Here is a 13953-nt window from a genome sequence, read left to right as displayed (position 1 = left end):
TTAAAATTAAAGAATCAAGCAACATACTTAATAGCATTAATACCCGCTATCTGTCAAGCTAAATATAATTTATTTACTTCCGAATATTATTTTTCTATCGGTAGAAAAATATAAATTATTATTTGCGCTTAGCCCATAATAACGAATATTTTTTATAATTTTGACAACATGAGGTATCATGTTTAATCCATTATTATCAACATCAAAACTATATAAAACACCGTTAACGGAAATAACATTTAAACTTCGCTTATTGTTATTATTAACTCCAACAAAAGGTACTAAAAAAGCAGCAGATTTTAGTTTCTTAGGATCTTGTCCATCATTTAAATCAGCTACAAACTTTACTTTCCCTGTTTCAGGATTAAATGCTGCTATTTGTCTAGCATTATTTGTTACAAATAGACTATTACCGATTAAAGACATTGATTGAATATCCTCGGCATTTACCTGCCAAATCACACTGCCGGTTGCTACATTAAGCTTAATAAGCTTACCAAGACCGGTTGCTATATACAGATTCATATTATCATGAACGGGAGTACATAAAATACTTGATTCGTCAAAATTCGGTATAGCTGTACGATCATTAAGATTTGTAAACTCAAAATTCCATTTTACTTCACCGTTTGTTATATTTAAGGCAAGTATTTGCCCGGAATTATAAGTTACTATTACATTGTCATACTGTACTATCGGCGTCATAAAATAACTAGCCGACAAAACTTCCGCTAGGCTTTCATGTTCCCATACGGTTTTTAAAGTTTCTGCATTTAAAGCAATAGTTTGATTACTGATAGTTTGCACTAAGACAGTATTATCATTGAGCACAATAGGCTTAATTCTAATAATATCCGGAAGTTCTTTTCTAATTATTTCATAACCTGATTTTGCATCTAGCACTACTAACAACCTTGAACCGTATGTTACGTATAATTTTCCGTTATGGTGTAAAATTCCGCCGCCTATATAATTATCTTTTTTATGTCTACTTAAATTATAAGACCAAATAATCTTATTTTTCTCTATAGAAAATGCAGAAATATTCGATCTAATATCCAATGCATAAATCATATCGCCTATAAAAACCGGCTCGGTAATCGTTTTACTTCTAGCGAAACTATACTGTTTATTCTTAAGCATATTTGCATTAAATGCATATATATTTGCATTAGAATCTAAATATATAGGCTCATGAGTCTGAATTGCTAATTTAGAAGTCAACTCAACAATATTTTTTACCCTTTTTGGTCCAAGCCCGTTACATGAAATTAAAATAAACGGTAATAACAGAAGTGCTATTTTTTTTGTCATATTTTTCCTTAAGTACGAATTATTATTTATTTAAATTTACAAGCAATGCTTTAGCCTGATCTTTTATTAGATCAGATACATTATTTGAAATTAATAAATTTTTTAGATTTTTTTCTGCTTGCGGTTTCATATTATTCTTAATATCCCACATAGCTTTTATAATAGTTGCTGTAGCCCAAAAAGGTTTTTTCTCGTCATCAAAATAATTTAAATATTTGGTCAATTTCTCTTTATCTTGAATATCTAGATTGTGATCATCAATAACAAGACTACACCATGAAATACGTGCATAAGAAGTAGAAATTTCGGAATATTCTTTATTTTCAATAATTTTATTAAGCAGGTCTTTCGCTTCTGAATATTTTTTTTTTGAAATCTTTATGGCTACTTGTTCTAATGCAGCTATTTCTTTGATTTTAGTATTACTAGTAGTAACTAAATTCTCTAAAGTATTAAAAGCTAATTCTTCATTATCTTTTGTTGTTTCCAAACCAACAGTCTTAACAAGAATATCTCCGTTTTTTTGGTTATTTTTAATTCTTTTATCTTTATTATTATTAATAACAACCATTATAGTAATAGCTATTATAGAAATGATTATTATTATAGGTAAAAGCTTTTTGAAAAAAATTAACCTTTTTTCTTCATTGTGATCACTCAGTACTTCATCCAAAATATCAGTCATATTTTATTATTTTTATTTATTTTTACAGCCAAATTTAATCTTAGCATCTTCTGCCATTTTCTTGGATGCGGCAGTTCTATTAGTTGGAAATTCCTTATCAAACTTAGCAAGCATATTACATGCTTCCTGAGTTTTTTTTAGTTCGCCTAAGGAAAGTGCTAACTTCAATAACCCATCGGAAGATTTTGCCCCTTTCGGTAACTCTTTATAGCCTTTTAAATAGTTAACCGCTGCCCCGTTATAGTCTTTTTGTTTAAAAAAGCATTCCCCATACCAGAAATAAGCATTACTAATTAGCAAACTGTTAGGATATTTTTGGATAAAATGTTTAAACTTATCTTTTGCTTCAGTAAGTTTATTATCTTTATAAGCAGCAAGAGCCAAATCGTAGGCTTGCTTATCAGGAGCTATATCCTTATTAACCGCAATAGGTTTTTTAGGCGCATTATCCGGCATATCTTTAAGCAAAGCTATATCAAAAACATCTTGTTTTTTTGAATCACCGGCTTCTAAAACTTCAGTATTTTCTTCTTGATTTGAAATATTTGAGTTCTGCGTTAGCATATCAATTTTATGCTGTAAAACCTCAACTTTACCGATTAGCCTTCTGATTTCTTGTTCCTGTTCATCTAGTCTATTTTCAAAATCATTATTTGCTGCATATTTTAAAGGCTTTCCTTTAATAGTTTCGCTTTCTCCGAAAGAAAACATAGAAAATAAAAAAGTAAATAATAAGACAATCAGTTTCATATATTTTTTAAAAATTTATAATTTTTTTATAATACCGAAATTTTTTTAATATTCCACACAATTTTTTATATTTCAATACTACAGTCATATGTAAACGTTATTGTTATGGTGGTACCTTCATTTATCTTACTTTGCAAATCAAATTTACCGTTCATAAGTTCAACCAGCTTTTTAGTAAGCGGCAACCCAAGACCGGTACCTTCATATTTTCTACTAAGCTCACTATCAATTTGACCGAACGCCGATAAAGTTTTTGGGATATCTTTTTCCTCAATACCGATACCGGTATCTATAACTTTTATATATACTAATTTTGCTAACTCATCTTTTTCAAGTGCAATAGTAACACTTCCTCCGGAATTCGTAAATTTCACGGCATTTGATAAAAGATTTAAGAATACTTGTTTTAGCCTTTTTGGATCAGCCTTTATAACCACATGCTCTTTCGGTAATCTACTAATTAAAGCCACTTCGGCTTGATCGGCACGAGTCTTAACAAGTATCAGCGAAGAACGAATTAATTTATTTAAATCAAGATCTATACTATCTACTTTTAATTTATCGGCAGAAGCTTTAGAAAGATCTAAAATATCATTAATCATACTAAGCAAATGCTTACCGGCATCATTTATATCTTTAATATAATTTTTACTTTTTTCTGCATCTCTTTCCGACATAAGAATTTCCGAAAAGCCTATTATAGCATTAAGCGGTGTACGCAATTCATGACTAATATTAGTAAAAAACTTTGTATTTGAAGAGCTGGTTTTTTCTACTTTTACTATTTGAGCTTTTAAATTTCTATTTGTTTCAAGCTGCTCCTCAATGATTTGTCTAGCATAGTTAGTATTACTAATAATTATAGTGCAGAATATTATAAAAATAATGATAAAAGTTATAAAAACCTTTTGCTCAAGAGAGGTTATATTTTGCCACTGGCTGGTAATATTAGTGTTAATCTCAAATACTACATCTACGGGAAAATCTAAATTATTACTTATAACAGGGATATAGCTAGTAACAAAAGAAGCCTCTTCCACTGTTAAATCACTTTCATTTTCTATTACTACCCTTGGTAATAATATATGACTTGTAATACCTTCAAAAGCATCTCGAAGCGGAGCTTTTGAAGTAAAGGATTTTAAAAAAAATTTATCGATTTTTGCGGTAACTATCTCAACCAAACTATCATCTTTATAATTGTCTACACTATACATATGTAACATATTACTAGTGATGAATTTATTACCTTTGAGATCGTAGAGAGAAATATTAATATTAAGATTGGTGAACCATTGAGCGGTAATCTTTGCAAAATTAATAAACTCTTGATCTTGTAATAGTTTTAAATAATCGAATTTGTGTAATTTACTGATTACGTTCTGATGAGTATTCCAAATATTATCAGTGTAAAGTTCTACAATTTTAGTATGTTCCAAAGCCACTTGTTTTACTATCATTTCTTTTATCATAAAATAACGATAAAACATCATATTTATGACAATATTAAGAAACAATATAATGAATGACAATCTTACTATATACTTATTATGGTTCATTATAAGACCTAGTAGTTATTTTTAACTCAACTGATGTCATCCCTGCGGAAGGCTTGCTCGCATACCAAATCGTCATTGCGAGTGACTAAAAGGAGCGTGGCAATCTCATAAACCAGGGTTCCTGAGATCGCGTACGTACAAAACTTACAGTTTTTCCGTAGCTTATGACGAAGAATCTATCCATGCAGCAAAACCGAGAATGATATTATCCTCTCTACTTATCTTCTTGTTTAACTCTCTCTTTTGTTTCCAGCTTCTTATTAATAATCAACCCTGTAATTACATCATAAGCACGAGCAAATTGATAATCTTTTTTGTATAATTCCGATAATTCATTCTCTTCTTGTTTATTATTTTTGGCTTTTGTTTCTTTTTGGCTATCTTTGTTTTTAGATGCATTATCTTTGTTTTTTTCATTATCATTCTTCAAATAATTTTTTAAAGAACTCTCAGAAAAACGCTTATCTATTTTTTTCACTTCTGGATACTCAACTTTCGCCGACTCAATTAAAATATCAGGCTCTATTCCTTCTGCTTGAATAGAACGACCGCTTGGGGTGTAATATTTAGATATAGTCAGTTTTACGGCAGCCCTAGAATTGATTTGCGTTAAAGCCTGAACTGATCCTTTACCGAAAGACTTAGTGCCAAGTATTATTGCTCTTCTATGATCTTGCAAAGCTCCGGCAACTATTTCCGAGGCAGAGGCAGAATTACCGTTTATTAAAACTATCATAGGTACTTTGGGAGCTTTTAACGAAAACTCATTTGCTTTAATTTCGCTATTACTTGATGTAGTTCTACCTTTTGTTGTTACAATTACACCGGAATCAATAAAATAATCACTAACAGCAATAGCTTGATCGAGTATACCTCCGGCATTATTACGTAAATCTAGAATTATACCTTTAAGGTCATCTTTACTCTCAGTTTTTAACTTCTTTACTGCTGCCTTCAGCTCAGAAATTGTTGACTCATTAAAAGTAGTTATACGTATATATGCAATATTATTTTTTTCTAAATGTGCTTTTATCGGCTTGATTTTTACTATTTCGCGAGTAAGCTCTAGCTCTTGCGGTTTTGCCTCTTCTTCCTTAATTATCAACAATTTAACCTTAGTACCAGGCGTACCACGCATCTCTTTTATAGCTTTATTAGGACCAAGCGTAGAGACTAACTCGTCATTCACGCCTACTATATAATCCCCACCTTTAAGCCCTGCTTTAAAAGCCGGCAAATCGTCAATAGGCGATATTATCTTAATTGCTCCGCTATCATACATTATTTCAACACCGATTCCGCCGAATTCACCTTTTGTAAAAGTAAAAATATCTTCTAAATCCTCATCGGTATAATAGCTTGAATGGGGATCAAGTGAGTTTAACATACCGTTAATTGCTTCATCTATCATTTTTTGCTTATCGGGTACCTGTACATAAGCCTTTTCGATACGTTCAAATACGTCTTGAAATTGCTTATAAGCTTCCTGATTTGATATTTTATTTTCAGTTTCTTTTTCTCCTTCTGCAAATGCACAAATAGAATTTATAATAAAAAATAGTGTTATAATTAAACGTAATAACATAATACTCCAAATATGTGTGTTTTTTTAAGCAAAGCGTCATTGCGAGGAAAATTACGAAGTAATCTTAGGATATTTGACGAGATTGCCGCGTCGCCTACGGCTCCTCGCAATAACGATTAAATATCCAGCTCACTAATAATTTTATCCATTTTAACTAAAGCCTGTTCATAAATAAATTGAAATCTTTTTTCCGGCTTTTTACCCATTAAATCATCTACTATTTTATCAACATTTTGAAAATCTGCTAAAGTTACCTTTAAAAGCGATCTTTTTTCCGGATGCATAGTAGTTTCCTTTAATTGTGCAGGCATCATTTCACCGAGACCTTTAAACCTACCTACTTCAATTTTAGCTTTACTAGCTTTTAATAATTTATCCGTTAACTTAGCTTTTTCCTCTTCATCGCCTGCATAATAAGTTTTATTAGACTGCGTTAAACGATAAAGCGGAGGCTTAGCTAGATATAAATGCCCCTCTTCTACCAATTTCGGCATTCGTAAAAAAAAGAAAGTCATTAATAATGAAGCTATATGAGCACCGTCAACATCTGCATCAGTCATAATAATTATTTTTTCGTAACGCAGATTTTCTTTTTTATAATTCTTTAAACTACCGCAGGCAAGAGCTATTTCTAAATCTTGTATTGCTTGATTATTAACGATTTTCTCAAGCGTAGAACTCGCAACATTTAGAACTTTACCCCATAGCGGTAATACTGCTTGCGTTTCTCTATTACGTGCTTGTTTTGCAGAGCCTCCTGCCGAATCACCTTCTACAATAAATAATTCCGTCCCTTCAGGTGAAGTGCGTGTGCAATCGGCAAGTTTACCGGGTAAACGTAATTTTTGAGTGGCATTTTTACGGGAAATATTTTTTTCGTTTTTCTTACTGATTCTAAACTCAGCAATGCTAATTACATGCTCAAGTAAATTAGTAGCTAAAGCTTTATCGCTACTAAGAAAATGGTCAAAATGATCTTTTATTATATTCTCGACCGGTTTACTTACACCGTTTGATACTAATTTTTCCTTAGTTTGTCCTTGAAAAGACGGCTCAGCTATAAAAATAGAAAGTACGACACTTGCGGTTTCTAAAATATCCTCAATAGTTAGATTAGCAGCTTTTTTATTCCCTATCATTTCACCATATGCTTTAAGCCCACGTAAAATAGCCGACTTAAGTCCTTGCTCATGTGTTCCTCCTTGAGGAGTCGGAACAGTATTACAATATGATTGAACAAATGCCGAGCTATCGTTATTTTGCCAACAAATCGCCCATTCAAGTTTTATCCTGTCCGACGTAGACTCTATATTACCTGCAAAAATTCCGGAATAACTAAATTATCTAAAGTTATTTTTGAACTTAAATAATCTTTTAAACCGTTCGGGAAACTTATTAATGCCTTTTTAGGTATATCTGACTGTACTTCTACTTCGCATGCCCATTCTATAGTAACACCGCGATATAAATAAGCTTTTGACCTTGCAAGCTCATAAATCTTTTTAGGATTAAAATGTAATTTTTCACTAAAAATTTCCGGATCGGGAGTGAAATTTATTGATGTACCTCTTAGCCTTTTAGATGCTTCTTCACATATTAAATCAGTTAATTTTTCTCCTTTAGAATAACTTTGGCTATATAATTTACCTTGTTTATAAACCTTTATTTCTAAATGTTTAGATAAAGCATTTACTACCGATATTCCAACACCATGCAATCCGCCTGCAGTATGATAAACATTATTTGAGAATTTACCTCCTGAATGAAGAGTAGTTAAAATTACTTCTAAAGCTGATTTGTCAGGAAATTTAGGATGATTATCAATAGGGATACCGCGACCGTTATCAAATATAGTAATACTATGATCATGATGCATTGTTATCGTGATGATACTTGCAAAGCCGGCAACTGCTTCATCCATAGCATTATCCAGCACCTCAGATACTAAATGATGCATAGCATTTGAATCAGTACCCCCGATATACATCCCCGGTCTTTTACGAACAGGCTCAAGCCCCTCTAATACTTCAATATCTTTTGCACTATAGTTATTATCGACTAGCTTATTTTTCTTTTCTTTGTTAAAGCTGAATAAATCGCTCATATATTAGAGATTTAATTAATTATTTTCTCTCCTAAATTAAACTATTTAACATAGAAAAGCAATTAAGCTTTAAAGAAATTGTTTGAAAATTCTACGTAATTGCGAGGCAAAACTGTAAGTTTTGACGAAGCAATCTCAGGATTTTATACTATTTTATGAGATTGCCACGCTCCTTACAGTCGCTTGCAATGACGATAAAAATAATCTTATCAATATCCCTTAGCTTTGATTAACATACAAGCTATGTTAGCGTTGCCTTGAGCTAATGCAATATCTAATGGATATTGGCACTCATCATTTAGAGTAGAAATTTTAATACCTCGTATGACCAAAAATTTTGCTAAATAGTAATTATCGTTATAAATAGCAGCAGTTAGTAATGTCTCACCGCTTCTACCTTTTTCTTGCAATATAGGATAAACGTCAAGTAACGCACGCAACCCAAAAAGATTGTTTCTATCCACTGCTCTAAAAGCATTCTCTACTGCACTACAATAAGATAGATTGGCATAAATATCTTTCTTTTTATTTATATCATTACCATATTTAATAAAACTCTCTACAACTTTTCTTCTTTCGGCACTTGCTATCCATTCTGCTTTCTTTTGGAACAGCTCTATATATGCATACATATCCATCTGCTCTAAAGTCGCCTGCTCTGTTAGTTTACCAAGAACTATATCATCATCAGGTAAAAGTAACATTTGTATCTCATCTTTAACAAATTTTGTTACCAACTCCGATGTTTCATTATTTACGTTATTATCTTGTTTTTGAATCGTGACATTTGGAGAGCTTACCGGAGGTGATTTCTCTTGATTATTTGTAGTTTGATTATTATTAATTTGTAAAGGCTGAAGTTGATTCAGCTTCACTACAACAACGGGTATAAGCGGCTTATTCCAATCTTGTTTTTTTGGGACATCTGAAACAGCTACAAATGTCTCTTGCGAGTTATTGAGTGCTGCTGAAGAATCGGTTGTAGGAATTACTTTAGACGGAGTAGTAACGGGTGTATTTGGGCTAGTCGGTGTTATAGGCTGTGTAGAAGGTTGATTTGTAGGCATTACCGAAGGTGCAGGTACATTACGAGGTACTGCCGGAGGTACTGTTGTCGGCATAGTACTTGATGTATTATCTTGGGTTACCGGCGGGCTAACCACAGGCGGAGAAACAGCAGGTATATTAGTTATAGAGGGCGGTGCTATCGGTGCTACGCTTTCTTCCTCTTTATTAGCATCAGGAGGGGGATTAAGCGGAATAGGCTTATGCACAGGCGGCAAATTGGTTGGTTTATATATTTGCACCGGTCGCTGCGGAGGCACTACATAACTTTCTGCTTGAGCCGGAGGCATAGATACTATCGGTCTCGGTACGTTAGGAATTATAATATTAGAAGCTAAATTTGTATCATTATGCTCATTAGAAGCAACTTGTGCTTCATGCATTTCATTACTTGTAACACTAGGTAACGTTGCACTACCAATATCTATAAAAGGTTCAGATACCTCGGCTTCATTAGATTCCTGAATGTCATGAGAAGCTAAATTTACACTACTTTCATGACTGGGATTTGTATGAACGTTATCACTTGTAGCACTAGGCAATGCTGTATTACCGACATCTATAAACGGCTCAGCTTGTTCATTGTCATTAGGCTCTTGGGAAGCTAGCTTTGGTTCTTCTTGATGGGCTGCTTTAGTTTGTTCACTTGCTTGTTTAGGGGGTATATCTTTCTTTTTTGGTTTACTAAAAAATTGCTTAAATTTATCAAAAAAAGAAATATCGGCACTAGAGCGAACATCCTTATCTTTAGTATCTACTTCGGCAGCCGGTAATGATGGCGGTAAGGACGGAGGTGAAGCATAACTTTGAACTATCACTAATAATAGATTTATAAAAAATAATATCTTACATAATTTATTTAACATATAATGCCTTATTAAATAATTTATTTGATAGCAGGAGGTTGTTCGATGTCATTCCTGCGAAAGCAGGAATCCAGGGTAAAGCGAGATAAATCGAGCTTTTAATATTAAAACTTACTGTGTATATACCTTTTAATTGCTGGATTCCCGCGCCCGCGGGAATGACATAAAAAAGCCATACACCTCCCCCGCTTTTAGCTAGCAATGACATTCACTGCCCTACCTCTTACTATTCTGCACCAATTTCTTTATCTCAATCTCTACTAACTCTTTAACAAGTACAGGTAGATTTTTATCAAGCCAAGCTTTAAGTTCTGGTTTTAACATCTCAATTACTAATTCTTCAAGTGCATTTTTAGATGAGATATTATTACCCAGCTTTTTATCTTTAATAGTATCGGTAAAATTTTTAAAAATATCACCTACCTCTTCAGCAGATTTAGTTGATATTAACTTTTCTTCTTCATCTTGATTTACTATTTCCGTTAGCTCTAATACATCTTCATCTTCGCTATCATTTTCATGAATAGGATTTTTACGCTCGTTTATTACTCCTTTAATCGATTTTAATATGTCTTCTATCGACATATCTTGGTTCTTTTTATTGTCCTTACTCACGTTAGAAACCTATAAACATTTTCTTTTTAATAGTCTTAAACTCTTCTTCAGGACTAAAATATTTTACTTTAAGTTTTAAACTTTGAGCCGTTAGCTCGCCAGTTAACAATTTCATTTGATATGCCGCAAGTACTGAAGATTTATACGCATCCACACGAGTTATTTTTGCTTCGTATAATTTTTCTTCGGCAGTTAAAACATCTAATATTGTTTTAGATCCGACTATTTCCTCTTGCACAGTACCGTCATATGATATTTGAGCAGCATCCACTCCTTGATTAGCGGCAACAATACGAGATTTTGCTGCTTCAAATCCCTCCCACACGCTTACAACCCTGCTTGGGTCTGCTTTATCACATTATCAAGCTGAACTGCACTATTTCTTGTTTGATTTTTAGCCGATCTGATTCTTGAATATTGAGCTCCTCCCTCAGGATAAATAGGGATATTTACCGAAAGAGTAGTAGTATAGCTTCTATTATTTATAGCATTTATATCACCTTGTGGATTGTAGTATGTTCTACCGGATTGCAGTTGCACACTTACTTGCGGTAATAATTTCCCTTTTTCTGCCATTTCTAAAGCTTTAGCCGCAGTTACATTATGCCTTGCCGAATCAATATCAGGATTGAGTTTAGCAGCTCTTCCAGTTAACTCATCTAATGAAGCAGGTAACATTTTAGGTAACTCAGGCATAGTTATATTAGTCGGCTCTATTCCAAATACTCTAATAAAATTTGCTTTTTTTCCTTGAAAATCGGCATAAGCAGCTAGTTTATTCGTTTCTGCTGCTGCAAGCCCCGCTCTTGCGGTTGCTATATCTACTTCCGTTGCTTCTCCAAGTCTTAATTTTTCCTCAACGGTGTTAACTTGTTGTATGTTAGTGCGAACTCTACTTTCGGAAATATCATATTTCTCTTTGCTCTCAAAACAATCAAGATACGCAGTTATTAAATTTAATAATATTTTTTGTTCACCGGCATAATATGCACCCCGTGCAGCTCTAAATCCTGCTTGAGCAGCTTTAAGAGCCGCAACGCTAGAACCACCATTAAATAGAGACTGTTGAATTGTTAATGCACCTTGATCACTATCTGTGTCCCTTGGAGTAAGACCAAGCCTATCAGCATATTTTTTATTATATTTAGTCTTATTATGTTGTCTATTAATCTGTAATCCGGCACTAGGCATAAACCCCGAAAAAGCTCGCGGAAACTGCTCAATCGAGTCTAAAAACTTAATTCTAGCAGCTTTCAGCTCCTCATTATTCTTATATCCTTCAGTTAAAGCTCCCTGCAAATCAACTGCTGCAACCGAACTAGTTAGTAATAATGTAACAATAAATGTAATTAATTTACGCATAAATTTCTTGAATCATTGATAATATGTTAGTTAGTTTAATCTTTCAAGAATATACCCATATCCTAATAAAACAATATAAATCTATTGTAGCAATGTTAGCACGTAATATAACAAAAATTAATATCAAGGGCAATGATAACTATTTTACTATGTCTATACTTGATTTTTCTAGTTTCAGCGGATTAAATAAAGAATAACAAAGATTTTTAATAAAATTAAAAGGTTTTACCAAATCTTTGAAAATGAATGTAAAAGATTTAGAAGATCTTATTTTATATTTTACAAAATTCTTTAATGAATTATCTCACACTGAAAATATCGATGTAGCTAAAATAGAAAAACTTTTTAATAGGACAATCCAAGAATCTATAAATACTTTATCTGAAGCACTTGAGAAAGCATATCAAGAACAGTTAAAAAACAAAAGATATCTTTTTATTTGACAGGATTATTGTAGAAAAATGTTTAAATGTTTTAGAACACATTTTATTTCAGCAAGAATGAGATAAACTCTATCCTGGAGCTTCTAAAAAAATTATAGAATCATTAGACAATATATTAGTCGGGGTTATATCGACTCAAATACCGATGCTTGGAATATTTATACAAACAAGAGGAATACTTGAAAAAGTAAATAATCTTATTGACTCTGAAAAAATTATTGCCAAAAATAACAAAATTGCATAATAATATAAAAGAAATAAGGGAAGAAGCTAAATCTCATGAGAAGCTTGAAAACATCTATGAAAAAGCCAAAAAAGTTGCTACAATTTCAGAAATATCAAAAGAACCGACTCGAAAAATTATTGAAATAGCAAATAAAAACCCTAATAACCAAGCTTCACTAGAGAATATTGTAAAAGCTACTAAAGCTATACCAAAAAGCAAAGATGAAGTAGAAGAAAAAATAACAAAACTAAAAAGTAATATTGAAAGTGCAATTCCACAAGATACAAATATTGACAAATTAAACTTTGTAAAGAATACTATTTCTGGTAATCTAAATGAAGCTAAAACAGAATTATTAAAAGTATTACATCCGGAAGCTTCTTGTAGCGAAAAGATAGAATCCTTATGTAAAGCAGCAGAAAAAGCTACGAAAATTGCAAGCAACATAAAAAAATAGTAGGAGTAATACCAGGAAGTCAAGAACTCGGAAATGTTATAAGTCTCACAATAAAAACTAACTTATTACCGCCTCCGGTCTTAGCAATTGCAAAGCTCACTCCTGATATAGCTAACTTAGTTAATATAGGTAAAGCAGTGGTTACTATACTTTCTAAAACACACAACTTAACTCAACAACAAGGAAGAGCAAAATAGTGTCTAATTTTAATACTCATGTTTTAATTGCCATAGGTTGCTTATTAGCATTATTATTAATATTTTTTAATGTATAAGCAAATAGCAAGCACATAAAAAAAAAATATATTACCTGTGAAGGAGGTAATGACTTCATGATGCCAAATGTGGCCCTTATAGTCAAAAACCAGAAAATAAAAAGCTGACATTACAAGAAAGAATAGAACTATCTTGGAAATTCCTTTATAACATCACGGAAGTTATTTTAAATAAAAAAAATTCTCTTCTCTAAAGAAGATGTTATTCAAGTGAATAAATGCGGTCAAGTTTTATTTGAAAATGGCGTTAGATATGAACATGTAGTCGATCTTGCAATTCCTCAAGTTAAGTCTCATACTCAAACAGTTGAACAAGAACAATCTAAAGGAAAAAAAGCCTTAGGGGTATAACTCTTTTCATGAAAAGTAGTACTTTATACTTTTCTATAAAGCCATGTTAAAATTCTCAATTATGTTTAGTTATCTTACTTATATACTAATGTAACTATTTAGGAGTTTACTCCTAAATAGTTATTTTTTAGCAATAAACTCCAATTAAGTTAGATTATAAAAGGCAGCATTCTTAGCTAAATAGGTAAATTTTATTTAAACTATGTCTAATATATATCTTGTTACTATATCGTTTAATAAAAGTAAGCAATTCTTATTATTGGCATTTACTTTGTAGTTTTATCGGTTCTTTATACC

The 13953-nt window shown here is 32.1% G+C and carries 11 protein-coding genes and 3 pseudogenes; 4 read left to right on the top strand and 10 right to left on the bottom strand.

Annotated elements, in window-relative coordinates; all coding sequences use genetic code 11:
* Positions 1-69 precede the first annotated feature (69 nt).
* The 10 genes and pseudogenes from ACSFFC_RS04085 to ACSFFC_RS04040 form a co-directional block, all read right to left on the bottom strand.
* A complete protein-coding gene (locus tag ACSFFC_RS04085; RefSeq protein WP_014410468.1) occupies positions 70-1314 on the bottom strand; it encodes an outer membrane protein assembly factor BamB in 1245 nt (414 codons plus the stop codon).
* 22 nt (positions 1315-1336) lie between these two features.
* A complete protein-coding gene (locus tag ACSFFC_RS04080) occupies positions 1337-1999 on the bottom strand; it encodes a DUF2659 family protein (RefSeq protein ID WP_014410467.1) in 663 nt (220 codons plus the stop codon).
* Between the two features lie 12 nt (positions 2000-2011).
* Positions 2012-2749, bottom strand: coding sequence for a tol-pal system protein YbgF (gene ybgF, locus ACSFFC_RS04075; protein ID WP_004996379.1), 738 nt, complete (start codon positions 2747-2749; stop codon positions 2012-2014).
* Positions 2750-2814: 65 nt separating this feature from the next.
* A complete protein-coding gene (locus ACSFFC_RS04070; protein WP_014410466.1) occupies positions 2815-4308 on the bottom strand; it encodes a sensor histidine kinase in 1494 nt (497 codons plus the stop codon).
* Positions 4309-4522: 214 nt separating this feature from the next.
* Complete coding sequence (locus ACSFFC_RS04065; protein WP_014410465.1) at positions 4523-5893, bottom strand: S41 family peptidase; 1371 nt, start codon at positions 5891-5893, stop codon at positions 4523-4525.
* A 116-nt stretch (positions 5894-6009) separates the two neighbouring features.
* A pseudogene (gene parE, locus ACSFFC_RS04060) lies at positions 6010-7997 on the bottom strand (DNA topoisomerase IV subunit B).
* A gap of 209 nt (positions 7998-8206) precedes the next feature.
* A complete protein-coding gene (locus tag ACSFFC_RS04055; RefSeq protein ID WP_014410464.1) occupies positions 8207-9928 on the bottom strand; it encodes an ankyrin repeat domain-containing protein in 1722 nt (573 codons plus the stop codon).
* Positions 9918-10136 carry a hypothetical protein gene (locus ACSFFC_RS04050; RefSeq protein WP_014410463.1) on the bottom strand — a complete coding sequence of 73 codons (219 nt, stop codon included), beginning with the start codon at positions 10134-10136 and terminating at the stop codon, positions 9918-9920. Before ACSFFC_RS04050 ends, ACSFFC_RS04055 begins: the two co-directional genes overlap by 11 nt.
* 8 nt (positions 10137-10144) lie before the next feature.
* Positions 10145-10543: a DUF2497 domain-containing protein gene (locus ACSFFC_RS04045; RefSeq protein ID WP_014410462.1), complete on the bottom strand. Its 399-nt coding sequence runs from the start codon at positions 10541-10543 to the stop codon at positions 10145-10147.
* A gap of 1 nt (position 10544) precedes the next feature.
* Positions 10545-11905 (bottom strand): annotated as a pseudogene (locus ACSFFC_RS04040) (TolC family protein).
* 23 nt (positions 11906-11928) lie between these two features.
* Between ACSFFC_RS04040 and ACSFFC_RS04035 the strand changes: the two are divergent.
* From ACSFFC_RS04035 to ACSFFC_RS04020, 4 genes and pseudogenes are all read left to right on the top strand, one after another.
* The gene (locus ACSFFC_RS04035) at positions 11929-12102 is read left to right on the top strand and encodes a hypothetical protein (protein ID WP_499217198.1); all 174 of its coding nucleotides are present in this window, start codon (positions 11929-11931) and stop codon (positions 12100-12102) included.
* 45 nt (positions 12103-12147) lie between these two features.
* Complete coding sequence (locus ACSFFC_RS04030) at positions 12148-12348, top strand: hypothetical protein (protein WP_014410460.1); 201 nt, start codon at positions 12148-12150, stop codon at positions 12346-12348.
* A 200-nt stretch (positions 12349-12548) separates the two neighbouring features.
* Positions 12549-13031, top strand: a complete 483-nt coding sequence (locus tag ACSFFC_RS04025) for a hypothetical protein (protein WP_196792914.1) — start codon at positions 12549-12551, stop codon at positions 13029-13031.
* A 196-nt stretch (positions 13032-13227) separates the two neighbouring features.
* Positions 13228-13656 (top strand): annotated as a pseudogene (locus ACSFFC_RS04020) (DUF2660 domain-containing protein).
* The last annotated feature ends 297 nt before the right edge of the window (positions 13657-13953 follow it).

It is taken from the genome of Rickettsia parkeri (genome assembly GCF_051427245.1).
Taxonomy (GTDB): domain Bacteria; phylum Pseudomonadota; class Alphaproteobacteria; order Rickettsiales; family Rickettsiaceae; genus Rickettsia; species Rickettsia rickettsii.
The sequence above is the reverse complement of the archived record's forward strand: the minus strand, read 5'-3'. Positions and strand labels throughout refer to the sequence as shown.